Below are 21,952 nucleotides of genomic sequence, written 5' to 3'. Positions count from 1 at the left end.
GAGGATCGATCCGTGAAGGCACTCGCAGCCCGCAGGCAGGATCGGCGCGCGCCGATCGTGCTGCTCCTGCTGGCGCTGCTGCTCACCGGTGGCCTGTACGCGGTGCTGGCACCGACGTCGGCCGACGCGACGCCTGTGCAGGCGAGCACAGACGACATCGCGACCGGCGAGAAGCTGTTCCAGGCCAACTGCGCCTCCTGCCACGGACCGGCCGCGTCCGGCACGGCGAGCGGACCGTCCCTCATCGGGGTGGGCGCTGCTGCCGTCGACTTCCAGGTCGGCACCGGTCGCATGCCCATGCAGATGAGCGGACCGCAGGCGCAGGTCAAGCCGGTCCAGTTCGACCAGGACCAGATCAACCAGCTGGCCGCGTTCGTCGCGTCGCTGGGCGCCGGACCCGCCATCCCCACGGCGGAGCAGGTCGACCCCGCGCTCGGCAGCGTGTCCAACGGGATGCTGATCTTCCGCACCAACTGCGCGATGTGCCACAACGCCGTCGGCGCGGGCGGTGCGCTGTCCCAGGGCAAGTTCGCGCCCAACCTGTGGGAGACCACACCCACCCACCTGTACGAGGCCATGCTGACCGGCCCGCAGTCGATGCCCGTGTTCAACGACGCGAACATCACCCCCGAGGAGAAGCGCGACATCATCGCGTTCATCGACCAGCAGGGCGGCACCTCGCCCGGCGGTCTCGACCTCGGTGCCCTCGGCCCGGTGAGCGAGGGCCTGTGGGCCTGGGTCGTCGGCATGGGCCTGCTCATCGGCGCAGCCGTCTGGATCGGAGCGAAGTCCTCGTGACCAACCACGACACGGGCCACGAGGCCAGCAACGAGATCGTCACGCACGAGGCGGGCGCTCTGCCCGACAGGTTCGAGGACCCGGGTCACCCGGAGCACCACGACCGCATGGGTGACAACGACCCGAAGGCCAACAAGCGGGCCGAACGACAGGTCGTCGCCCTGTTCGCCGTCTCGGTGCTCGCGTCGATCGGCTTCCTCGTCGCGTACTTCGCCGTCCCGCCCGGTGAGACCCCCGAGTCGATGCTCCGGTCGAACCTCGCGCTCGGCCTCGGCCTCGCACTGAGTCTCCTCGGCATCGGCTTCGCCGCCGTCCACTGGGCGAAGGCGCTCATGAACGACCACGAGAAGTCCGAGGACAGGCACCTCCAGCGCAGCTCGGACGAGAACCGCGAGGCCGCGGTCACCGTCCTGAAGGAAGGCGCAGCGGACTCGGCCATCGGCCGTCGCGGCGTGCTCCAGGGCGCGATGATCTCGGCCCTCGCGCTGTTCCCGGTCGCACTTCTCGTCCCGTTCATCGGGAACACGGGCGGTGACTGGAACGTCTCGAAGTTCCGGCACACGATGTGGAAGAAGGGCACCAAGCTCGCGACGGACCCGTCGGGCCGGCCGATCAAGGCCGCCGACGTGACCATCGGCTCGGTGTTCCACGTGATCCCTGAGGACCTCCACGAGGCGGAGCACCCCCTCGACGAGAAGGCCAAGGCCGTCGTCCTGCTGGTCCGCCTCGACCCGGCCGACCTCACCGAGGCGGAGGACCGCAAGGGGTGGTCCTACGACGGGATCGTCGCCTACTCCAAGATCTGCACCCATGTGGGTTGTCCGGTCGCGCTGTACGAGCAGCAGACCCACCACCTCCTGTGCCCGTGCCACCAGTCGACGTTCGACGTGGCGGACGGAGCGAAGGTCGTGTTCGGACCGGCGAAGCGGCCCCTGCCGCAGCTGCCGATCACCGTCGATGACGAGGGCTACCTGATCGCTCAGAGCGACTTCACGGAGCCCGTCGGCCCGAGCTATTGGGAGCGTCTGGCCAGATGACGACCACAGCCACCCCCACCCCTGTCGAGAAGGTCGCCGCGGGAACCGCGGACTACCTCGACCAGCGCACCGGAATCGGGACGTTCGTCAAGACGTTCGCCCGCAAGATCTTCCCCGACCACTGGTCGTTCCTGCTCGGTGAGATCGCCCTCTTCAGCTTCATCACGATCCTGATCTCGGGCGTGTTCCTCACGCTGTTCTTCGTGCCGAGCATGACCGAGGTCCACTACGAGGGCCCGTGGGCCGCGATGAACGGCGTCGAGATGTCCGAGGCGTTCGCCTCGACGCTCCGCCTGTCGTTCGAGGTGCGCGGTGGTCTGCTCATGCGGCAGATCCATCACTGGGCCGCCCTGATCTTCATGGCCGCGATCGTCACGCACATGATGCGCGTGTTCTTCACGGGTGCGTTCCGCAAGCCGCGCGAGGTCAACTGGGTAGTCGGCTTCCTGCTGCTCATCCTCGGCCTCGCCGCCGGCTTCTCGGGCTACTCGCTCCCGGACGACGTCCTGTCGGGCAACGGTCTGCGCATCACCGACGGTGTCGTGCGCGCCATCCCGATCATCGGCAGCTACATGTCGTTCTACATCTTCGGTGGAGAGTTCCCGGGGCAGGACCTCATCCCCCGCCTGTTCACGGTGCACATCCTCCTGGTGCCGGGCATCATCCTGGCGCTCATCGGGCTGCACCTGTTCTTCGTCGTCCTGCACAAGCACACGCAGTACCCAGGCTCGGGCCGGTCGGACAAGAACGTCGTCGGCTACCCGCTGTTCCCGATCTACGTGGCGAAGGCGGGCGGCTACTTCTTCACCGTCTTCGGCGTCATCGCGCTCATGGCGGCGACGATGTCGATCAACCCGGTCTGGAACTACGGCCCGTACGACCCGTCACCGATCTCGGCGGGCGCTCAACCGGACTGGTACATGCTCTTCCTCGAGGGATCCCTGCGCCTCATGCCAGGGTTCACCGAGGTCGTCATCGGGCACTACACGCTGTCGCTCAACGTGATCATCCCGGCGATGGTGGTGCCGGGCATCCTGTTCACGCTGCTCGCGGCGTACCCGTTCGTCGAGGCGTTCGCGACGGGCGACAAGCGTGAGCACCACGTCCTCGACCGTCCCCGCAACCGCCCGTTCCGGACCGCCTTCGGTGTCTCGCTCCTCACCGCGTTCTTCATCCTGGTGCTCGCGGGCTCCAACGACCTGATCGCGACGCACTTCCACATGTCGCTCAACGACATCACGTGGGCGTTCCGCGTCCTGATCTTCCTCGGCCCGTGGTTCGCCTTCTGGGTGACCAAGCGCATCTGCCTCGGTCTGCAGCGCAAGGACCGCGAGCTGGTCCTGCACGGCCACGAGACGGGCCGCATCGTGCGGTTCGCCAACGGTGAGTACATCGAGGTGCACAAGCCGCTGGACGCCCACGAGCGCTGGCTGCGGGTGCAGCACGACGCGATCCGCCCGCTGGAGATCGAGCCGGCGGAGGACTCGCGCGGGGTCCGTCGCAAGGGCTACGGGCTGGACCGGATGCGTCAGCGCCTCTCGCAGACGTTCTACGAGGACCGCATCGAGCCCGTCACGCCCGCCGAGCTGGCGGCGTCGCACTCGCACGGCCAGCACGACGCGATCGAGCCCACGGGTGAGCACGCTCCGGCCGAGCTGACCGGTGCCGTAGGCGGCGGGCAGCACCTGGTGGATCCGCAGGATGAGACGGCCCTCGACGGGCGGAATCGCTGATCCTGAGCAAGAGTTGACCGTGGAGTCGGGCGGCTCGCCGTAACGGCGAGCCGCCCGTTCCTTTGTACAGAGCGGACCGCGGCACGTGGTCCCAGACCGACGCAGGAGAGGTGTACTCACGCATGGCTGACTACTCGCTTCCGGATCTGCCCTACGACTACGCGGCACTCGAGCCGCACATCTCGGGCCGGATCATGGAGCTGCACCATGACAAGCACCACGCCGCGTACGTGACGGGCGCGAACACTGCGCTCGAGAAGCTCGCGGCGGCCCGTGCGGCCGACGACTTCGCCGCCGTGAACCTGCACGAGAAGAACCTCGCGTTCAACCTCGGCGGTCACGTCAACCACTCCGTGTTCTGGCAGAACCTCTCCCCCGACGGCGGCGACAAGCCGAACGGTGAGCTGGGTGCCGCGATCGACGAGTTCTTCGGCTCGTTCGAGGCGTTCCAGAAGCACTTCGCCGCCAACGCGCTCGGCATCCAGGGCTCCGGCTGGTCGATCCTCGCGTGGGACTCCGTCGGCCAGAAGCTCGTCATCGTGCAGCTGTACGACCAGCAGAGCAACATCGCGCTCGGCCTGGTTCCCGTCGTGGTCCTCGACATGTGGGAGCACGCCTTCTACCTCGACTACGTCAACGTCAAGGCGGACTACGTCAAGGCGTGGTGGAACATCGTGAGCTGGGCTGACGCCGCCGCACGCTTCGACCGTGCCCGGACGCAGACCGCGGGACTCATCGTCCCCGTCTGATGCACCGACACTGACGCCTGAGGGCCGCCTCCCCGTGCGGGAGGCGGCCCTCAGGCGCTCTGTAGGCGCTCAGGAGTTCGGCTGCAGCGTGCCGATCTCGATGCCGTTCTCGTCGACGAAGACGAGGTTCTCGCCCTCGAGCGTCGCCTTCACCGACAGCGACAGCCAGGTGTCGACGCTCTGGCAGGCCATGCGCGTCGTCGCCCACTCGCCGAAGGCCACCTGGGTGTCGTTCTGCTTCCAGGTCCCGACCATCCGGTTGCACCCATCGGTGCCGGTGGCTGTGCCGTCCTCGGCGAGCTCGAGCGAGGCGATCCCCTCGGTGTCCTGCATACCCCAGAGCCCGGCGACGTCCTCGGCAGAGGCGCTCCCGGTGGTGCCGTCGGCACACGCCCCCAGCAACGCTCCTGCGAGCGTCAGGACGACGATCGAGGCGGTCACCCGGGAGCGGTTCACTCAGACTTCTCCAGCGTCCCGATCTCCTTGTCGCCTGCACCCAGGATGGTCATCTCGTCGCCGTCGACGGTCGCCGACTCGGCACCCGAGAGCCAGGTGTCGACGTCCTCGCAGGCCATCATCGTGGCTCCCAGGTCACCGAACACGACCGTGGTCCCGTCGACCTCCCACGACCCCGTGAGCTGGTTGCAGCCGTCGCTGCCGGTGAGACCCCCGTCCTCGGCGAGCTCCAGGTAGACCGGCGGTTCCGAGTCCGTCTGGGTCCACTCACCCTCGACATCGGTGTCAGACAGCTCGGCGCCCGAGCCGGAGCTGCTCGCGCAGCCGGCGAGCACACCTCCGGCGACGACGACGAGGACGAAGGATCGGGCGACGGATCTGCGCGAAAGCCTCATAACGGCGACGCTAGCGCAGAGCACACGAGAAAACCCCCACCTGTCGGCAGGGGTTTCTCGAGTCGTCGATCAGTGCGCGTGCTGGCCGCGGGAGAACTCGAACACCCAGCCGACAAGGCCGATGACGCCGAGGGCGATGCCGATGTAGGACAGCCACCAGCCGATCGCGAGACCGGCGAAGGTGATCGCGCCGGCCACGCCGAGCACCAGAGGCCACCAGCTCCACGGGCTGAACACGCCCTGGTCGCCGGCACCCTGCTCGATCTCCCCCAGCGGGTCGTCCTCCGGACGGTCGTCGATACGACGCGACAGCAGGGCGAAGTAGGCGCCGATCATGCCGACGAGGCCGCCGACGAGCGGGATCCCGACGGTGCCGACAGGCTCGCCCCCGCTCCACGCCGCGTAGATCAGCCCGACGGGGACGAAGAACAGGACACCGTAGAGGAAGAGCTTGGTCTCGAGCTTCATCGGGTGCCCTCCTCGTCCGTGCCCGGGCGCTCCTCGACGATCGTCGCGGTCGACTGCTCCGGCTCACCCTTGTCGTTCACGACACGATCGGTGGCGACCGCACCCTCACCGCGGCGGTCCGCCTCCCAGTCCAGCGGTCCCGGGTTGGGTTCGACGTGGTCCATGGCGGCGACCTCGGGGTGGTGCAGGTCGAACGCGGGGCGCTCGGACCGGATGCGCGGCAGCGACGTGAAGTTGTGCCGCGGCGGCGGGCAGCTGGTGGCCCACTCGAGGGACGCGCCGTAGCCCCACGGGTCGTCGACCGTGACCAGGGGCGCGTTGCGCCACGTGGTGTAGACGTTCCAGAGGAACGGCAGTGTCGAGGCGGCGAGGATGACGGCGCCGATGGTGGAGAGCTGGTTCATCCACGTGAAGCCGTCGTCGGGCGAGTAGTCCGCGTACCGACGCGGCATGCCCTTGACGCCCAGCCAGTGCTGGATGAGGAACGTGGTGTGGAAGCCGATGAACAGCATCCAGAAGTGCACCTTGCCCAGCCGCTCGTCGAGCATGCGGCCCGTCATCTTGGGCCACCAGAAGTAGAAGCCCGCGAACATCGCGAACACCACGGTGCCGAAGACGACGTAGTGGAAGTGCGCGACGACGAAGTAGGAGTCCGAGAGCGGGAAGTCGAGCGCCGGGCTGGACAGGATGATGCCCGTCAGGCCACCGAACAGGAAGGTGACGAGGAACCCGATCGTCCACAGCATCGGCGTCTCGAACGTGAGCTTGCCGCGCCACATCGTGCCGATCCAGTTGAAGAACTTCACACCGGTCGGGACCGCGATGAGCATCGTCATGAAGGCGAAGAACGGCAGGAGCACGGAGCCGGTGACGTACATGTGGTGCGCCCACACGGTCACGGACAGGGCCGCGATCGCGATCGTCGCGTACACCAGACCCTTGTAGCCGAAGATCGGCTTGCGGCTGAAGACCGGCAGGATCTCCGTGATGATGCCGAAGAACGGCAGCGCGATGATGTAGACCTCGGGGTGCCCGAAGAACCAGAACAGGTGCTGCCACAGGATGGCTCCCCCGTTCTCGGGGTTGAACACCTGGGCACCGAGGCGCCGGTCCGCACCGAGGGCGAACAGCGCGGAGGCCAGCGGCGGGAACGCCATGAGCACCAGGAGCGACGTCACCAGGGTGTTCCAGGTGAAGATCGGCATCCGGAACATCGTCATGCCGGGGGCACGCATGGTGACGATCGTGGTGATGAAGTTGACGGCACCGAGGATGGTGCCGAAGCCGGCGAGCGCGAGGCCGAAGACCCACAGGTCACCGCCGACGCCCGGTGAGTACACCGTGTTCGACAGCGGCGCGTAGGCGAACCAGCCGAACGACGCGGCGCCCTGGGGCGTGAAGAACCCGGCGCCGGCGATGGTCCCGCCGAAGAAGAACATCCAGTACGCGAGCATGTTCAGACGCGGGAACGCGACGTCGGGCGCGCCGATCTGCAGGGGCATGATCACGTTGGCGAACCCGGCGAACAGGGGCGTCGCGAACAGCAGCAGCATGATCGTGCCGTGCATCGTGAACGCCTGGTTGTACTGCTCACGGGACTGGAAGATGTCCATGCCCGGCGCGAAGAGCTCGGCGCGGATGAGCAGCGCCAGGATGCCGCCGATGGCGAACCAGACGAACGACGTGATCAGGTAGAGGTACCCGATCGTCTTGTGGTCGGTCGAGGTGATCCACTTGATCACCGTGCGTCCGAGGGTCTGACGCGAGGGCGCCAGGCCGGGGATGTGCTCCGCGACGGCGGCCATCAGTTCTCACCCTCCTGCGGAGTGCTGTCCAGGTCCTGCTGACGGCTGTACTCGAGACCGAGCGAGCCTTCCTGACCCTTGGCCTTCAGCTCCTCGATGTGCGCCTCGTACTCCTCGCGCGACACGACCTTCACGTTGAAGAGCATCGACGAGTGGTACTCACCGCAGAGCTCGGCGCACTTGCCCAGGTAGTCGCCCTCCTCGGTGGGGGTGACCTGGAACGTGTTCGTCTTGCCCGGGATCATGTCCATCTTGAAGAGGAACGCGGGAACCCAGAACGAGTGGATGACGTCACGGGAGTCGAGCGTGATCTCGACCCGCTCGTCGACGGGCAGGTAGAGGGTGACCTGGTCGCGGAGCACGCCGGTGCCGGCGGAGCCGACGTCCTGCGCGTGCTGACCGGTGTCGTACGCGTCGTCGTCGAGGTAGTTGAAGTCCCAGCTCCACTGCTTGCCGATGACCTGCACGTGGACGTCCGCCTCGGCGGAGGTGTCCACGATCGCCGTCGTGTCGCGGTTGGTGTAGTAGAAGAGCACCCCGACCATGATGATCGGCAGGATCACGTACATGACCTCGAGCGGCACGTGGTACCGGAGCTGCACGGGGAGGGTGTCGTCACCCTTGCGCTTCCGGTAGACCGCGACGCACCACAGGATCAGGCCCCACGTGATGAGGCCGACGATGAGGGCGGCGATCCACGAGCCGACCCACAGGTTGGTGATGCGACCTGTCTGGTCCGTGATCTCGGCGTCGGAGTTGCCGGGGAGCCAGCCGCGCTGCACCTCGGCGGAACAACCGCTGAGTACGACGGCGGCGACGCCAAGCAGACCGGCCAGCAACACGGCTGGTCGCCGCGTGCGACGGGGGTTGTCCGGGTGCAACGGGGGGACCTCTCACTCGCGTCCCGTCGACACCCCTGCGTTGCAGAAGGGCACCGTCCGGGACCTTCGTCCTCGACCTGTGCAGCCTAGCGCGCCGACCAGATCCTTTCGTGCTGACGACACCCGTTGACGACACGGTGTCAGCACCATCACATCGCGCCTCCTTCACCGGACCCGACCGTCGCGACGCCGCGATGCCGGTGGTCCCGCGCCTGGTGACGGGTCTACGGGGTTACGGTGCCCCGGTGAGCAGCCCGTCCGACCGCGACCCCGCCGACCGCTCGGCGGCTGCCCCTGTGACGCACGCCACTGCCCGGCGGGTGGTCCTGGACGCCGGTGGCCGCGCGCCCCTGCTGCCCGAGGCGCGAACCGCGTTCCTCGAGGCGCTCGACCAGGGCTGGGCAGACCCGCGGCGTCTGCACGCCGAGGGCCGTCGGGCGCGGATGCTGCTGGACGGCGCGCGGGAGGCGATCGCCGCGTCGGTCGGCGCCCGGACGCCGGAGGTCGACCTGGCCCCGTCGCACACAGCCGCGCTGCACGGCGCCGTCCGGTCCGTCGCCCGGGGACGTCGGCGGACCGGCTCGCAGGTCGTCGTCAGCGCCGTCGAGCGGGCGGCCGTGCTGAACGCCGCGGACTTCGCCGGGGACCGCGCGACCGTCGGGGTCGACCGGGACGGTCGGGTGGACGCCCAGGAGTTCTCGGCGGCGCTCACCCGTCCGGGCGTCGCGCTCGCCGCGCTGCAGCACGCGAACGGCGAGGTCGGCACCCTGCAGCCCGTCGATACCGTCTACGCCGCCGCGCGGAGCGCAGGGGTTCCGCTGCTCGTGGACGCCGGCGCGAGCCTCGGGCACGTGGACGTCGGCGACGCCTGGGACCTGCTCGCGGCGGACGCCGGCGACTGGGGCGGACCGGGCGGGCTCGGGGTGCTCGTGTCCCGGTCCGGGGTCCGTCGATCTCCCGACTGGCCGGAGGACGAGGACCGGTGGTTCCCGGGCGGGGTCAGCGTGCCCGCGGCGCTCGCGGCCGCGGTCGCGCTCCAGGTGGCGGTCTCGACGCGCGCGCAGGACGACGCCGCACGCCGCCTGCTCGTCGACACGCTGCGCACGCGCGTCGCGGCCGAGGTCCCGGACGTGGACGTGGTCGGTCACCCGGTGGACCGTCTCCCCCACGTCCTGACGTTCTCGTGCCTGTACGTCGAGGGCGAGGCGCTCCTGTCGGCGCTCGACGAGCGCGGCTTCGCCGTCGGCTCCGGGTCGGCCTGCACGTCGAGCGCGCTGGAGCCGAGCCACGTGCTGGCCGCCATGGGCGCGCTGACGCACGGAAACATCCGGCTGGCGCTCCCCCGCGGCACGGCTGCTCAGGACGTCGAGCGGTTCCTGGCGGAGCTGCCCGGCATCGTCGCCGGCGTCCGTCAGGCGTGGGGGGTCGGCGGCCTGTGACCACGGTCGACGCACGCGGGCTGCGCTGCCCGGCACCGGTGATCCGCCTCGCACGGGCTGCTGCGGACGCGCCCCCCGGCACGGAGCTGACCGTCCTGGCCACCGACCCTGCGGCGGTGCACGACGTGCCCGCCTGGGCGCGCATGCGGGGCCACGAGATGGTCGGCGCGACCGAGCAGGACGGCGTGCACGCGCTCACCGTGCGGACGCACGCATGACGAAGGCCCGGCCCCCGAGGGAGACCGGGCCTGGGTCAGGTCAGATCAGCTGAACGAACCGCCGCACGCGCAGGCGCTGCCGGCGTTCGGGTTGTCGATCGTGAAGCCCTGCTTCTCGATCGAGTCGGCGAAGTCGATCGTCGCGCCGTCGAGGTAGGGCACGCTCATGCGGTCCACGACGACCTCGACACCGTCGTAGTCCTTGACGACGTCGCCGTCGAGGACCCGCTCGTCGAAGTAGAGCTGGTAGATCAGGCCGGAGCAACCACCGGGCTGGACGGCGACCCGCAGACGGAGGTCGTCGCGGCCCTCCTGCTCGAGCAGGCTGCGGACCTTCGAGGCGGCGAAGTCGGTGAGGAGGACGCCGTGCGTCTCGGTCGCGTTCTGCGTCGCGGTGGTCTCGCTCATTGGTCTCTCCTGGGTGCTCGCTGGACAGCAGTTCTGGTGCGTCAACCTCGGCAACAGCACCGAACGCGAGGTTGTTCCCGTCCAGGGTACGACTCCCACGGCCGACTTCCGCTCAACGTGACCAGGTTCTCGCTACCCGGGCGGTGCGTGCGGCGAGCGTCTGTGCGGGGGCGGCGAGCGCGGCGGCCACCTGCTCGGGGTTCTCGCCGACCGCGTAGGCGGCCGTGATCCCCGCAGCGGACAGCTCGCGACGACCGACCAGCACCTCCCCCGCGACGACGACGGTCGGGACCGCGTGCGGGAGCGCGCGCGACGCGACCTCGGACACGACCTTCCCGTGCAGGGACTGCCAGTCGAACCGGCCCTCGCCCGTGATGACGACGTCGTGGTCGGCGATCAGGTCGCCCAGGCCCACGGCGTCCGCCACGAAGACCGAGCCGGGCACCAGCCGGGCGCCGAGCAGCGCCAGCCCGAAACCCAGCCCGCCCGCCGCACCGGCGCCGGGCGCGGCCGTCAGCCGGGACGCCGTCGACGCGGGGCGCGCGCCGGCGAGCAGGTCCGGGCGGACCGCATCGCCGAGGGCCGCCGTGGCGGCGTGCGCGAAGTGACCGAGCGCCCGCTCGAGGTCCTGCGCCTGCTCGGGCGTCGCGCCCTTCTGCGCGGCGAACCCGGCACTCGCGCCGTGCAGACCCAGCAGCGGGACGTCGACGTCGGTGGCGACGACGAGCTCCACGCCGCGCAGCCGGTCGCGCAGCTCCCGCAGCCCGGCGAGGTCGTCGGGGGTCACCCGACCGAGCGTCCCGCCGCCCGCGCCGAGGACGTCCGCCGGTACCGGCATCCCGAGAGCGCGGGCCAGCCCGACCAGGGCCCCCGCACCGGCGTCGTTCGTCGCGGAGCCGCCGAGCCCGACGACGATCCGTCGCGCTCCTGCGTCGAGGGCGGCGGCGAGCAGCTCCCCCACCCCGCGGCTCGAGGTGCGGGTGGGGTCGCGCTGGTCGTCCGGGACCAGCGGGAGGCCGACGGCCTGCGCCGACTCGACGTACGCGGTCCTGCCCACGAGCAGGACGACCGCAGGGACGGGCGTGCCGACCGGCGACGCGACGGTCACCGGGACGAGCTCACCGCCGAGCGCCGACTGCAGCGTGGCGACGAACCCGGGGCCGCCGTCGGAGAGCGGCCGCACGGTCACCTCGTCGTGCGGAGCCGTCGTCCGCCACGCTCCGGCGATGGTCTCGGCAGCCTCGGCGGCCGTCAGGCTCGAGCCGAAGCTGTCGGGGGCGATGAGCACGCGCACGGCCGCATCGTGGCACGGTCTGCCACCGAGAGCTGTGCGAGGATCGCCGCGTGAGTGTGAGCACCTTCTCCGAGCCGGCTCCGTCGGCCCTCCTGCTGCTGGGCCGCGGTGTCGACCTGGCCTCCGAGCGCGGCGTCGAGTGCGTCGGCGACCTCCCCGCGCCGAGCGACCCGGACCTCGTCGAGCGAGCCCGCGCCGCGCGCGCTGCCCTCGGCTCTCGCGCGTTCGTGCTGGGTCACCACTACCAGCGCGACGAGGTCATCGAGTTCGCCGACGTCACCGGTGACTCCTTCAAGCTCGCGCGCGAGGCGGCCGCGCGGCCCGAGGCCGAGTTCATCCTGTTCTGCGGCGTGCACTTCATGGCCGAGTCCGCCGACATCCTCACGTCCGACCACCAGCAGGTGATCCTGCCGGACCTCGCGGCCGGGTGCTCCATGGCGGACATGGCGGCGATCGACCAGGTCGAGGACGCCTGGGACGTGCTGGCCGATGCGGGCGTCGCGGAGTCGACCGTGCCCGTGACGTACATGAACTCCGCGGCGTCGATCAAGGCGTTCACTGGCCGGCACGGCGGCACCATCTGCACGTCGTCCAACGCGCACGTGGCGCTGCGGTGGGCCTTCGACAAGGTGGGCGGCCTCGACGGCACCGGCAAGGTCCTCTTCATGCCGGACCAGCACCTCGGGCGCAACACCGCCGTCCAGCAGCTGGGTCTGTCGCTCGACGACTGCGTCGTGTTCGACCCGCGCAAGCCCGGCGGCGGTCTGACCACCGAGCAGCTGCGGGACGCCCGGATGATCCTGTGGCGTGGGCACTGCTCCGTGCACGGCCGTTTCTCCGTCCGGAACGTCACGGACATCCGTGCCGCGGTCCCCGACGTGACCGTCATCGTGCACCCGGAGTGCCAGCACGAGGTGGTCCTCGCGGCCGACCTGGTGGGCTCGACGGAGTACATCGTCAAGGCGCTCGACGCCGCCGCGCCGGGCAGCTCCTGGGCCGTGGGCACCGAGCTCAACCTGGTGCGCCGGCTCGCGGCCGCGCACCCGGACAAGAACATCCACTACCTCGACTCGACCGTGTGCTTCTGCTCGACGATGAACCGCATCGACCTGCCGCACCTGGTGTGGGCGATGGAGTCCCTGGTGGCGGGCCGGCCGGTCAACCGGATCGTCGTGGACGCCGACGACGCCCACTGGGCCCGCGTCGCGCTCGACCAGATGCTCGCCCTGCCGGGGTACTGACCGTGTCGACCGGCCACCATCTGCGTGTCGGCATCTTCGTGTTCGACGACGCCGAGGAGCTCGACGTCGTCGGCCCGTACGAGGTGCTCGCGTACTGGTCGCGGAACTCGGAGCTGCGGCCCGAGGTCGTGACGTTCTCGCTCGACGGCAGCGGCGTCCGCTGCGCCAAGGGGCTGCGTCTCGTTCCCGACCTGAGCGCCGACGAGGTCGGCCCGTTGCACGTCCTGGTCTACCCCGGCGGCTTCGGCACCCGCGCGCTCCTGCGCGACCCGGCCCACCTGGAGTGGGTGCGTGGGATGCGAGCGTCGACGCCGCTGATGACGAGCGTCTGCACGGGCGCGCTCGTGTACGCGGCAGCAGGGCTGCTCTCCGGGCGCCCGGCGACCACGCACTGGCAGGCGTTCGACGAGCTCGCGGTGATCGACCCGAGCGTGCTCGCCGACACCGAGGCCCGGTTCGTCGACGACGGCGACATCGTCACCTCGGCCGGGGTCTCCGCGGGGATCGACATGGCCCTGCACCTGGTCGCCCGGCTGGAGTCGGTCGACGCCGCGCGCGCCGTGCGTCGCGGCATCCAGTACGACCCCGAACCGCCCGTGTGACCGGGCTGCTCGACGCCCCCGTGCTCGAGCACGCGCTCCTGCCGGTGCGTCCCGGCGAGCAGGACGCGTTCGAGGCGGCGATGGCGCAGGCGGTGCCGCTCGTGTCGAGCATCCCGGGCTTCCGTGGGATCCGCGTCTCGCGCGGGGTCGAGCAGCCCGGGACGTACCTGCTGCTGATCGGGTGGGACTCGGTCGAGGCGCACGAGGTGGGCTTCCGCGGGTCGCCGGAGTACCTGCGGTGGCGTGAGCTCCTGCACCACTTCTACGACCCGTTCCCGGTGGTCGAGCACTTCGTCCCGGTTCCGGTCGAACCTACTCGCGAGTAACATCGCCGGAATGACCCGGATGATCCAGCTCGCGCTGGCCACCACCCGTCCCCGCCGTGCCGTTCCCGGCCGGGGCGTGCTCGACCCGTCGGTCACGCAGCTGCGGGTGCGCCTCGGTGACCTGGACTTCTACCGCCACGTGAACAACGGCGTGTACCTGCAGATGATGGACGTCGCGCGGAGCAACTTCCTCGCGGACCTCGGAGCGTTCGGCCTCCTGAACGAGCGCGGCTGGTACCCCGTCGTCGCCTCGTCGACCATCTCGTACCGCCGCTCGCTCACGCTCGGCCAGCGGTTCGAGATCACCACGCGGCTGCTCGGCTGGGACCCGCGCTGCGCCTACCTCGAGCAGACCTTCACGCGCGGCGGCCAGCATGTCGCCCGCGGGGTGATCGCCGGCCGGTTCCTCAGCCGGGACGGTTCGCGCGTGCCCGCGCCCGACGTCATCGACCTGCTGGGCACGCACGCCGGCCCCTCGCCCGAGCTTCCCGCCGACGTGCAGGCGTGGGCCGAGGCCGTCGGCGTGGCCCACCGGGAGCAGCCCGCGTCCTGAGAGCCCTGGCTGGATGGGCGCCTCAGCTGCCCGACGCCAGCCGCTCCAGCAGGAGCGCCTCGGCGAGCACGACCTTCTCCAGCTCTCCCAGGTGCACCGACTCGTTGGCGCCGTGCGCGCGGCCGTCGGGGTCCTCCACGCCGGTGACCAGGATCGCGGCGTCCGGGTAGACCTCCAGCAGGTCGGCGATGAACGGGATCGAGCCCCCGACACCGATGTCCACCGGGTCGGTGCCCCAGGACTGCCCGAACGCCCATCGCGCCGCCTGCATCGCCGTCGAGTCGGTCGGCGCCTGGAACGGCTTGCCCTTCTCGCCGTCCGTCACGGTGACGCGAGCGCCGAAGGGCGCCTTCGCGACCAGGTGCGACCGCAGCGCGTCCATCGCGGCGTCCGGGTCCTGGCCCGGTGCGAGACGGACAGAGAGCTTCGCCGACGCACGCGGGGTGATGGTGTTCGACGCGCTCGCCACGCGGGGGGCGTCGAAGCCGATGACACCGATCGCGGGGCGGGTCCACAGCCGGGCGGTGATCGGTCCGGTGCCCGCCAGGCGGACCCCGTCGAGCACGCTCGCGTCGGCGCGGAACGTGTCCTCGTCGTAGTCGACCGTCGGGTCCGGCGCGTGCACGAGGCCGGCGACGGCGACGTTGCCCTCGTCGTCGTGGAGCGTGGTGATCAGGCGTGCCAGCAGGGTGGGCGCGTCGAGGACCGCGCCGCCGAACATGCCCGAGTGCACGGCGTGCTCCAGCACGGCCACCTCGACCACGCAGTCCACGAGGCCGCGCAGGGACGTGGTCAGACCCGGGACCCCGATCGCCCAGTTGGAGGAGTCGGCGACGACGATGACGTCCGCGCGGAGCAGGTCCTGGTAGGCGTGCAGGAACGCGGTGAACGTCGGCGAGCCGATCTCCTCCTCGCCCTCGATGAACACCGTGACGCCCACGCCCAGCTCGTCGCCCAGCACCCGCAGGGCTCCCACGTGCGCGATCACCCCGGCCTTGTCGTCCGCGGCGCCGCGGCCGTAGAGGCGTCCACCACGCTCGGTCGGCTCGAAGGGCGGGCTGTCCCAGTCGGCGTCGTCCCCGGGCGGCTGGACGTCGTGGTGCGCGTACAGCAGCACCGTCGGCGCACCCTCCGGCGCCGGGCGGCGACCGACGACCGCGGGAGCACCCGACGGCACGGACAGGACCTGCACGTCGTCGAGGCCGGCGCCGCGCAGCAACGCCACGACGGCGTCCGCGCTCGCGGTCACGTGCGCCTGGTCGAACTCGGCGTTGGACACGCTCGGGATGCGGACGAGGGCCTCCAGGTCGGCGCGCAGCGCGCCGAACGCGGCGGCGGTCCGCGCACGCAGCGCGTCCGTCCGGTCGGTCGGGAGTTTGGACGAGAAGAGGGCGGCGTCGGTCACGGACAAGCACGCTACTCGACTACCCTGACGGGGTGTTCGGACGCAGCAACGACCCCCAGCCCGTGACTCCCGCACTGACGGAGAGCACGCCGCCGCCCACGGACGCGGGCAAGGGCCGCCCGACGCCGAAGCGCAAGGTCTCCGAGGCGGCGAACAAGCGCCCCCTCGTGGCACCCGCCTCCAAGAAGGCCAGCCGCGAGCGGGCGAAGGCGCAGCGGGACATCGAGTACCGGGCCATGCAGACCGGCGACGAGCGCAACATGCCGGCCAAGGACCGCGGACCTGTGCGCCGGTTCATCCGCGACTCGGTCGACGCCCGCTGGAACCTCGGGGAGTTCTTCCTGCCGGTGGCCGCGGTGTTCCTGGTCATCCAGTTCGCGCTGGCCAAGACCGGGTTCGCCGTCTTCGCCATCCTGGCGCTGTACGTCTACATCATCGCGGCCGTCATCGACGCGTGGCTCATGTGGCGGGGCCTGAAGAAGCGCCTCGTCGCCAAGTTCGGGATCGAGCACATCCCGCGCGGCGCGGCCATGTACGGCGTCCTGCGGGCGTTCCAGATCCGCCCGTCGCGCATGCCCAAGGCGCAGGTCAAGCACGGGCAGCGACCCGTCTGACGCCGCCGTAGGGTGGCGGGCATGGTTTCCTACCGCTACCTGGGCCGTTCCGGCCTGAAGATCACCGAGATCACCTACGGCAACTGGCTCACGCACGGCTCGCAGGTCGAGAACGACACCGCGAAGGCCTGCGTGCGCGCCGCGCTCGACGCGGGCATCACGAGCTTCGACACAGCCGACGTCTACGCGAACACGAAGGCCGAGACCGTCCTCGGCGAGGCCCTGAAGGGCGAGCGACGGCAGTCGCTCGAGATCTTCACCAAGGTCTACTGGCCCACCGGCCCCGGCGGCGCGAACGACTCCGGGCTGTCGCGCAAGCACATCCTCGAGTCGATCGACGGCTCGCTGCAGCGCCTCCAGACGGACTACGTCGACCTGTACCAGGCGCACCGCTACGACGAGTCGACCCCGCTCGAGGAGACGATGCAGGCGTTCGGCGACGTCGTGCGCTCGGGCAAGGCGCTCTACATCGGCGTGAGCGAGTGGACCGCGGACCAGATCCGCGCAGGGCACGCCCTCGCCACGGACCTCGGTTTCCAGCTGATCTCGAACCAGCCGCAGTACTCGGCCCTCTGGCGGGTCATCGAGGGCGAGGTCGTCCCCACGTCCGCGGAGCTCGGGGTGTCCCAGATCGTCTGGTCGCCGGTGGCGCAGGGCGTGCTGACCGGCAAGTACAAGCCGGGCCAGGCGCCGCCCGCCGGGTCGCGCGCGACCGACGAGAAGGGTGGCGCCCGGTTCATCGGGCGCTTCCTCGAGCAGCCGGACGTGCTGCAGCGGGTGCAGGACCTCACTCCCGTCGCTGACGAGCTCGGAATGTCGCTGGCCCAGCTGGCAGTGGCGTGGGTGCTGCAGAACCAGAACGTCGCGGCCGCGATCATCGGCGCGTCGCGACCCGAGCAGGTGACCGAGAACGTCAAGGCGTCGGGCGTGACGATCCCGGCCGAGCTGCTGGCACGGATCGACGCCGTCCTGGGTGACTCCGTGGTCTCCGACCCGGCCGAGACCGCGAAGAACGCGCCCCCGGCCCGCTGAGCGACGACCCGGCCCCAGCGATGGGGCCGGGTCTCTCTCTCACACCGTGACGAGCTCCTCCGTCGCGACCGGGACCGTCAGACGCGCCAGGAACAGGTGCACGAGCGGGCCGATGGCCAGCGCGTAGGCGAGCGTCGCGAAGCCGACCGTTCCGCCCAGCAGCCAGCCGACGGACACCACCGTCACCTCGATGGTGGTGCGGACCAGCCGCACGGAGCGCCCGGTCCGGCGGACGAGCCCGGTCATGAGCCCGTCGCGCGGCCCCGGCCCGAGGCGGGCACCGACGTACAGGCCGGTCGCCAGTCCGTTGAGCACGATGCCGGAGGCCGCCAGCGCGATGCGCACGCCGATCGGGTCGGGCAGCCCGTCGAGCAACGCGAGGAACGGGTCGACGAGCGCGCTGATCACGATGACGTTCGCGACGGTCCCGACGCCGGGGCGCTGCCGCAGCGGGATCCAGCACGCCAGGACGAGCACACCGGTCAGCAGGGTGACGACGCCGAAGGACAGGCCCGTGTGCCGCGAGATCCCCTGCGTCAGGACGTCCCACGGCATGCTGCCCAGGCCGGCGTCCACGAGCATCGCGATCGACGCCGCGTACAGGACGAGCCCGACCAGCAGCTGCACGCCCCGGCGGACGGGGCGCGCGTCGGGACGCATCCAGGGCAGCACCGCGCGAGCATACGTGCGCTCGTCGCCGGCCCTCACGTGAGCAGCTCGGAGTGCTCGGACCAGTCGTGCCGCGACGCCGGCGGAGGCCGGTGCCCCAGCCCGTCCTGCCGGACCGCGCGCCACAGCGTCACGACCAGCCCCGCGAGCAGGACTGCCGCCATCCCCATCCACAACCACATCTCCATGGACAGCCACTCTGGCCCGTATGTGGCATCGCTTGGAATAGCCACTTCTGGCATAGTGGCCCCATGACGATCGAAGAACTCCCCGCGGACCGCCGGATCAGCGGCCTGCGGCTGGACACCGTCCTGGGCGCGTGGCAGCGGCCTGGGCCGGCTTACGTCGCGCTCGCCGACGCACTGCGCGCCGCGATCCTCTCCGGCTCCGTCCCCCTGAGCACCCGCCTGCCGAGCGAGCGCGAGCTCGCCGACGCCGCCGGCGTGTCCCGCACGACCACCACCGCCACCTACGGGCTGCTGCGCGACGAGGGCTACCTCGTGAGCCGGCGCGGCTCGGGCACGGTCACCACCCTTCCGTCCGGACCGGGCGCACGCGTCTCGATGGCGGAGTCCGTCGGTCACGAGCCGGGCGTCGTCGACCTCGCGATGGCCGCTCCCTCGGCACCCTCGTCCCTGCACGGCGCCTACCTCGCCGCGCTCGACGCGCTCCCCCGGCACCTCTCCGGAACGGGTTACTCGCCGCTCGGCCTGCCGGTGCTGCGCGAGGCCGTCGCCCGCTGGTACACCGGGCGCGGCACCCCCACGAGCCCGGACCAGATCCTCATCACGACGGGCGCGCAGCAGGCGATCCACCTCCTGGTCACGGCGCACGCCGGACCCGGAGACCGCGTGGTGGTCGAGCACCCCACCTACCCGCTCGCGATCGACGTGGTGCGGAGCGCCGGTGCCCGCCCGGTGCCGGTCCCGTCAGGCGGTTCCGGTCTGGACATCGACCTGCTCGAGTCGACCCTGCGGCAGGTGTCGCCCCGGCTGGTCTACCTGATCCCCGACCACCACAACCCCACCGGGACCAGCCTCGACGACGAGGAGCGCGCCCAGGTGCGTGCCCTGGCCCGGCGGTATCGCACGGCGATCGTCGGCGACGAGGTCCTGACCGAGCTGACCATGGACGGCCCGGCTCCCCGCTCGTACGCAGACGACGGCACGGCGTCGGCCCACGTCATCTCGATCGGCTCGGCGTCCAAGAGCTACTGGGGTGGGTTGCGGGTCGGCTGGGTCCGCGCGCACCCGGACCTGGTGTTCCGGCTCGCCACCATGCGTGCCCATACCGACCACGGGACAGCGGTGCTGGAGCAGCTGGTCGTGGCCGAGCTGCTCGCGCAACCCACCGACCTCCTGGACCGCCGACGGGCCGAGCTGCGCGCCCGGCGCGACCTGCTGGTCGGCCTGCTGCTCGACCAGCTTCCCTCCTGGCGTTTCGACGTGCCGGCAGGCGGGCTCTCGCTCTGGGCGGATCTGGGCGCACCCGTGTCCAGCGCGCTCGCCGCGATCTCCACCCGGCACGGCGTCCGCGTGGTCCCCGGCACGGCGTTCGGGGTGGACGGCAGCTTCGAGCAGAACCTGCGACTGCCGTTCACCACCTCACCCGACGACCTGCGCCGAGCCGTCGCCGGGCTGGCCTCGGCGTGGGCAGGCCTGGGGATCACCGCACCGGTCACCGGACCCGACCGGCTGCACGCGCTGGTCTGAGGTCAGATCAGCGGCAGCGTGAGGGTCGGCGTCGCCTGGGCACCCTCGTGGAGCAGACCCACCGCGTGCACACCCTGCGCAGCCAGCGTGCGCCAGTGCTCGCCGAGCCACTGCTCGGCGTCGTACTGCGTCGTGAACACCGGGCTGACCGGACGGTCGAGCGCGGACCCGTCCGCGCCGTCGAAGCGCCACTCCCACTGCGGCCGCACCACCATCACGCGACCGCCTTCCGCCGAGCCGGACCACGCAACGCCTCGTCGGCCGCGAGGGCGCGGGCGATCCGCGACGCATACGCCGGACCCTCGTAGATCAGGCCGGTGTAGCCCTGCACGAGGGTCGCGCCGACGGCCACGTACTCGCGGGCGTCGGCGGCGGTCGTGATGCCGCCGACCCCGACGATGACCGCGTCCGGACCCAGCTGGTTGCGCAGTCGCGCCACCACGTCGAGACCACGGGCGAGCACGGGCGGGCCGGACAGCCCGCCGGGTCCGAGGTCGTGGCCGATGGTCGTGTTGACCGCGACGATCCCGTCGAGCCCCAGCTCGGCGGCGAGCTCGGCCACCGCGTCGACGTCGTCGTCGGACAGGTCGGGGGCGATCTTGACCAGCAGCGGCACGGGAGCCAGCCCGGCTGACGTGGTCGCCTCGTCGGCCGCCACGCGGGTGGCCTCCAGGATCGGGCGCAACGCCTCGACCGACTGCAGGTCGCGCAGACCCGGGGTGTTCGGGGACGACACGTTCACCACCAGGTAGTCGGCGTACGGCGCGAGCCGGCCAGCGCTCGTCGCGTAGTCCGCCGGTGCCTGCTCCGCCGGGGTGACCTTGGTCTTGCCGATGTTCACCCCGACCACGAGCCGTCGGCCCGCCGGGGTCGCGCGCAGGCGCCGCAGCCGGGCCGCCACCGCCGCCGAGCCCTCGTTGTTGAAGCCCATCCGGTTGCGCAGCGCCCGCTGCTCGAGCACGCGCCACAGGCGTGGCGGCTCGTTGCCCGGCTGCGCGTGCGCGGTGACCGTGCCCACCTCGACGAAACCGAAGCCGAGCATCGTCAGGCCGGCGACGCCGACCGCGTTCTTGTCGAATCCGGCCGCCAGCCCGAACCGCGAGGGGAACCGTCGCCCCCAGACCTGCACGGCGCCCTCGTCGGAGGCCCGGAAGACCCGGTGGACCGCGCCACGCAGGAGCGGGACCTGCGCCACCACCCGGATCAGCCGGAACGCGACCTCGTGCGCGCGCTCCGGATCCATGCGGCGGAAGACGAGGTCGAACAGCAGTCGGTACACGTTCTTCACCCTAGGTCGTCCGACGCGGGCGGCACGTCGGGCGTCCGCCCCGTGCGCCACAGCCACACCAGGCCGAGGAACGGCAGCACCAGCGGGACGTAGCCGTAACCCTGCCCGAACGCCGACCACACCGTCTCGTCGGGGAAGTCCCCCACGTCCACCAGCGACAGCAGCCCGACGGTCAGCACGCCGAGCATCTCGATCGACACCGCCCACCACGCGAGCGTCCGCCGGTCGGTGGCCAGCGCGATCGTCGCGACGACGTACACGAGGCCCGCGCCGAGCGAGAGCAGGTAGGCGATCGGCGCCTCGTCGAGCTTGGTGGCCACCTGGTAGATCCCGCGGGCCGTCGCGGCGAGCGCAAGGATCCCGTACACCGCCACGAGGAGGCGGCCCGGGCCGCTCCCCGTCGGTCGCTGCCTCGCCGTCGGTCGGTCGGTCACACGGTCCCCCAGATCTGGAGCAGTCGGAACTCGAGGAAGGCCACGGTCAGCGTCGCGACGAGCAGCACCACCGAGCTCCAGCGGGTGCGCTCGGCGAACGCCCACGCGGCTGCGATCGGCAGGATCAGCGCCTGCGTGAGGACGTAGCCCCAGAGCAGGACGCCGTCGACGTCGGGCGAGCCGGTCGCGGCGAGGATGCCGGCGATCGCGGCCTGCAGGACGAGCACACCCTCGATGACGGCGGCACCCCACAGCTGGCGCAGCACCACGGCGCGGTCCCGGACGACGAACCAGGCTGCCCACGCACCCAGGGCCAGGCACAGGGCGCCGACGAGCAGCGCGAGGGGGACGATCACGATGCCCCACCGTACCGGCGACAGACATCGAGCCCGTGC

General features: G+C 71.0%; 27 protein-coding genes. 13 read left to right on the top strand and 14 right to left on the bottom strand.

The window, feature by feature from the left end:
* The first annotated feature begins 12 nt into the window (after positions 1-12).
* The 4 genes from qcrC (at position 13) to J2X26_RS09730 (ending at position 4,317) form a co-directional block, all read left to right on the top strand.
* Complete coding sequence (gene qcrC, locus J2X26_RS09745) at positions 13-798, top strand: cytochrome bc1 complex diheme cytochrome c subunit (RefSeq protein WP_307491807.1); 786 nt, start codon at positions 13-15, stop codon at positions 796-798.
* A complete protein-coding gene (qcrA, locus tag J2X26_RS09740) occupies positions 795-1,835 on the top strand; it encodes a cytochrome bc1 complex Rieske iron-sulfur subunit (RefSeq protein ID WP_439897833.1) in 1,041 nt (346 codons plus the stop codon). The genes qcrC and qcrA overlap by 4 nt, the downstream gene beginning before the upstream one ends.
* A complete protein-coding gene (gene qcrB, locus J2X26_RS09735; RefSeq protein ID WP_307491805.1) occupies positions 1,832-3,568 on the top strand; it encodes a cytochrome bc1 complex cytochrome b subunit in 1,737 nt (578 codons plus the stop codon). The genes qcrA and qcrB overlap by 4 nt, the downstream gene beginning before the upstream one ends.
* A gap of 122 nt (positions 3,569-3,690) precedes the next feature.
* The gene (locus tag J2X26_RS09730; RefSeq protein ID WP_307491803.1) at positions 3,691-4,317 is read left to right on the top strand and encodes a superoxide dismutase; all 627 of its coding nucleotides are present in this window, start codon (positions 3,691-3,693) and stop codon (positions 4,315-4,317) included.
* 69 nt (positions 4,318-4,386) lie between these two features.
* On the opposite strand, the gene J2X26_RS09725 is transcribed toward J2X26_RS09730, so the two are convergent.
* The 5 genes from J2X26_RS09725 to ctaC all read right to left on the bottom strand — a co-directional run bounded on the left by J2X26_RS09725 (position 4,387) and on the right by ctaC (position 8,322).
* Positions 4,387-4,773, bottom strand: a complete 387-nt coding sequence (locus J2X26_RS09725) for an META domain-containing protein (RefSeq protein WP_307491802.1) — start codon at positions 4,771-4,773, stop codon at positions 4,387-4,389.
* A complete protein-coding gene (locus tag J2X26_RS09720; protein ID WP_307491801.1) occupies positions 4,770-5,168 on the bottom strand; it encodes an META domain-containing protein in 399 nt (132 codons plus the stop codon). Before J2X26_RS09720 ends, J2X26_RS09725 begins: the two co-directional genes overlap by 4 nt.
* 69 nt (positions 5,169-5,237) lie before the next feature.
* On the bottom strand, positions 5,238-5,636 hold the full coding sequence (locus J2X26_RS09715) for a cytochrome c oxidase subunit 4 (RefSeq protein ID WP_307491799.1): 399 nt from the start codon (positions 5,634-5,636) through the stop codon (positions 5,238-5,240).
* Positions 5,633-7,441: an aa3-type cytochrome oxidase subunit I gene (gene ctaD, locus J2X26_RS09710; RefSeq protein ID WP_307491797.1), complete on the bottom strand. Its 1,809-nt coding sequence runs from the start codon at positions 7,439-7,441 to the stop codon at positions 5,633-5,635. Before ctaD ends, J2X26_RS09715 begins: the two co-directional genes overlap by 4 nt.
* Positions 7,441-8,322 carry an aa3-type cytochrome oxidase subunit II gene (ctaC, locus tag J2X26_RS09705; protein ID WP_307491795.1) on the bottom strand — a complete coding sequence of 294 codons (882 nt, stop codon included), beginning with the start codon at positions 8,320-8,322 and terminating at the stop codon, positions 7,441-7,443. Before ctaC ends, ctaD begins: the two co-directional genes overlap by 1 nt.
* A 320-nt stretch (positions 8,323-8,642) precedes the next feature.
* Between ctaC and J2X26_RS09700 the strand changes: the two genes are divergently transcribed.
* Together J2X26_RS09700 and J2X26_RS09695 are read left to right on the top strand one after the other, a co-directional pair.
* On the top strand, positions 8,643-9,761 hold the full coding sequence (locus J2X26_RS09700) for a cysteine desulfurase family protein (RefSeq protein WP_439897842.1): 1,119 nt from the start codon (positions 8,643-8,645) through the stop codon (positions 9,759-9,761).
* Complete coding sequence (locus tag J2X26_RS09695) at positions 9,758-9,979, top strand: sulfurtransferase TusA family protein (RefSeq protein ID WP_307491792.1); 222 nt, start codon at positions 9,758-9,760, stop codon at positions 9,977-9,979. Before J2X26_RS09700 ends, J2X26_RS09695 begins: the two co-directional genes overlap by 4 nt.
* Positions 9,980-10,024: 45 nt before the next feature.
* Here the strand turns inward: J2X26_RS09695 and erpA are convergent, their stop codons facing one another.
* Positions 10,025-10,387, bottom strand: coding sequence for an iron-sulfur cluster insertion protein ErpA (erpA, locus tag J2X26_RS09690; RefSeq protein WP_056026956.1), 363 nt, complete (start codon positions 10,385-10,387; stop codon positions 10,025-10,027).
* Positions 10,388-10,499: 112 nt separating this feature from the next.
* Positions 10,500-11,681: a glycerate kinase family protein gene (locus tag J2X26_RS09685; RefSeq protein WP_307491786.1), complete on the bottom strand. Its 1,182-nt coding sequence runs from the start codon at positions 11,679-11,681 to the stop codon at positions 10,500-10,502.
* A 50-nt stretch (positions 11,682-11,731) separates the two neighbouring features.
* Here J2X26_RS09685 and nadA point away from each other — a divergent pair, with 50 nt between their 5' ends.
* From nadA to J2X26_RS09665, 4 genes are read left to right on the top strand one after another with little or no spacing between them, the layout of a single operon-like run.
* A complete protein-coding gene (nadA, locus tag J2X26_RS09680) occupies positions 11,732-12,922 on the top strand; it encodes a quinolinate synthase NadA (protein WP_307491785.1) in 1,191 nt (396 codons plus the stop codon).
* Between the two features lie 2 nt (positions 12,923-12,924).
* Positions 12,925-13,524, top strand: a complete 600-nt coding sequence (locus J2X26_RS09675) for a DJ-1/PfpI family protein (protein ID WP_307491782.1) — start codon at positions 12,925-12,927, stop codon at positions 13,522-13,524.
* Positions 13,521-13,850: an antibiotic biosynthesis monooxygenase family protein gene (locus tag J2X26_RS09670; RefSeq protein WP_307491780.1), complete on the top strand. Its 330-nt coding sequence runs from the start codon at positions 13,521-13,523 to the stop codon at positions 13,848-13,850. The genes J2X26_RS09675 and J2X26_RS09670 overlap by 4 nt, the downstream gene beginning before the upstream one ends.
* A 10-nt stretch (positions 13,851-13,860) precedes the next feature.
* The gene (locus J2X26_RS09665) at positions 13,861-14,403 is read left to right on the top strand and encodes an acyl-CoA thioesterase (RefSeq protein ID WP_307491779.1); all 543 of its coding nucleotides are present in this window, start codon (positions 13,861-13,863) and stop codon (positions 14,401-14,403) included.
* Between the two features lie 22 nt (positions 14,404-14,425).
* Here the strand turns inward: J2X26_RS09665 and J2X26_RS09660 are convergent, their stop codons facing one another.
* Positions 14,426-15,808 (bottom strand): dipeptidase, encoded by a 1,383-nt coding sequence (locus tag J2X26_RS09660; RefSeq protein WP_307491777.1) that lies wholly within the window; start codon positions 15,806-15,808, stop codon positions 14,426-14,428.
* A gap of 32 nt (positions 15,809-15,840) precedes the next feature.
* Between J2X26_RS09660 and J2X26_RS09655 the strand changes: the two genes are divergently transcribed.
* On the top strand, positions 15,841-16,422 hold the full coding sequence (locus tag J2X26_RS09655; RefSeq protein ID WP_307491776.1) for a DUF3043 domain-containing protein: 582 nt from the start codon (positions 15,841-15,843) through the stop codon (positions 16,420-16,422).
* Positions 16,423-16,443: 21 nt separating this feature from the next.
* The gene (locus J2X26_RS09650) at positions 16,444-17,454 is read left to right on the top strand and encodes an aldo/keto reductase family protein (RefSeq protein WP_307491774.1); all 1,011 of its coding nucleotides are present in this window, start codon (positions 16,444-16,446) and stop codon (positions 17,452-17,454) included.
* Between the two features lie 39 nt (positions 17,455-17,493).
* On the opposite strand, the gene J2X26_RS09645 is transcribed toward J2X26_RS09650, so the two are convergent.
* Both J2X26_RS09645 and J2X26_RS09640 read right to left on the bottom strand, forming a co-directional pair.
* Positions 17,494-18,126: a YczE/YyaS/YitT family protein gene (locus tag J2X26_RS09645; RefSeq protein ID WP_439897832.1), complete on the bottom strand. Its 633-nt coding sequence runs from the start codon at positions 18,124-18,126 to the stop codon at positions 17,494-17,496.
* A gap of 32 nt (positions 18,127-18,158) precedes the next feature.
* A complete protein-coding gene (locus J2X26_RS09640; protein WP_307491772.1) occupies positions 18,159-18,311 on the bottom strand; it encodes a hypothetical protein in 153 nt (50 codons plus the stop codon).
* A 63-nt stretch (positions 18,312-18,374) separates the two neighbouring features.
* Here J2X26_RS09640 and J2X26_RS09635 point away from each other — a divergent pair, with 63 nt between their 5' ends.
* Positions 18,375-19,835, top strand: a complete 1,461-nt coding sequence (locus J2X26_RS09635) for a PLP-dependent aminotransferase family protein (RefSeq protein ID WP_307491770.1) — start codon at positions 18,375-18,377, stop codon at positions 19,833-19,835.
* A gap of 2 nt (positions 19,836-19,837) precedes the next feature.
* Here the strand turns inward: J2X26_RS09635 and J2X26_RS09630 are convergent, their stop codons facing one another.
* The 4 genes from J2X26_RS09630 to J2X26_RS09615 are packed head-to-tail and all read right to left on the bottom strand — an operon-like array spanning position 19,838 to position 21,913.
* Positions 19,838-20,050 carry a hypothetical protein gene (locus tag J2X26_RS09630; RefSeq protein ID WP_307492244.1) on the bottom strand — a complete coding sequence of 71 codons (213 nt, stop codon included), beginning with the start codon at positions 20,048-20,050 and terminating at the stop codon, positions 19,838-19,840.
* Positions 20,050-21,114 (bottom strand): quinone-dependent dihydroorotate dehydrogenase, encoded by a 1,065-nt coding sequence (locus tag J2X26_RS09625; protein WP_307491768.1) that lies wholly within the window; start codon positions 21,112-21,114, stop codon positions 20,050-20,052. Before J2X26_RS09625 ends, J2X26_RS09630 begins: the two co-directional genes overlap by 1 nt.
* 5 nt (positions 21,115-21,119) lie before the next feature.
* Entirely contained in the window at positions 21,120-21,557 is a 438-nt protein-coding gene (locus tag J2X26_RS09620) for a hypothetical protein (protein WP_307491766.1), read from the bottom strand.
* Positions 21,554-21,913, bottom strand: coding sequence for a hypothetical protein (locus tag J2X26_RS09615; RefSeq protein WP_307491764.1), 360 nt, complete (start codon positions 21,911-21,913; stop codon positions 21,554-21,556). The genes J2X26_RS09620 and J2X26_RS09615 overlap by 4 nt, the downstream gene beginning before the upstream one ends.
* Positions 21,914-21,952: the final 39 nt, after the last annotated feature.

Source organism: Cellulomonas humilata, assembly GCF_030814415.1.
GTDB lineage: Bacteria > Actinomycetota > Actinomycetes > Actinomycetales > Cellulomonadaceae > Cellulomonas > Cellulomonas humilata_A.
The sequence above is the reverse complement of the archived record's forward strand: the minus strand, read 5'-3'. Positions and strand labels throughout refer to the sequence as shown.

Coding starts and splice junctions, on each gene's coding strand:
- J2X26_RS09730 (WP_307491803.1), top strand. CDS start 3,691: ATGGCTGACTACTCGCTTCCGGATCTGCCCTACGACTACGCGGCACTC.
- J2X26_RS09640 (WP_307491772.1), bottom strand. CDS start 18,311: ATGGAGATGTGGTTGTGGATGGGGATGGCGGCAGTCCTGCTCGCGGGG.
- J2X26_RS09630 (WP_307492244.1), bottom strand. CDS start 20,050: ATGGTGGTGCGGCCGCAGTGGGAGTGGCGCTTCGACGGCGCGGACGGG.
- J2X26_RS09715 (WP_307491799.1), bottom strand. CDS start 5,636: ATGAAGCTCGAGACCAAGCTCTTCCTCTACGGTGTCCTGTTCTTCGTC.
- ctaD (WP_307491797.1), bottom strand. CDS start 7,441: ATGGCCGCCGTCGCGGAGCACATCCCCGGCCTGGCGCCCTCGCGTCAG.
- J2X26_RS09650 (WP_307491774.1), top strand. CDS start 16,444: ATGGTTTCCTACCGCTACCTGGGCCGTTCCGGCCTGAAGATCACCGAG.
- J2X26_RS09635 (WP_307491770.1), top strand. CDS start 18,375: ATGACGATCGAAGAACTCCCCGCGGACCGCCGGATCAGCGGCCTGCGG.
- J2X26_RS09720 (WP_307491801.1), bottom strand. CDS start 5,168: ATGAGGCTTTCGCGCAGATCCGTCGCCCGATCCTTCGTCCTCGTCGTC.
- qcrB (WP_307491805.1), top strand. CDS start 1,832: ATGACGACCACAGCCACCCCCACCCCTGTCGAGAAGGTCGCCGCGGGA.
- J2X26_RS09665 (WP_307491779.1), top strand. CDS start 13,861: ATGACCCGGATGATCCAGCTCGCGCTGGCCACCACCCGTCCCCGCCGT.
- erpA (WP_056026956.1), bottom strand. CDS start 10,387: ATGAGCGAGACCACCGCGACGCAGAACGCGACCGAGACGCACGGCGTC.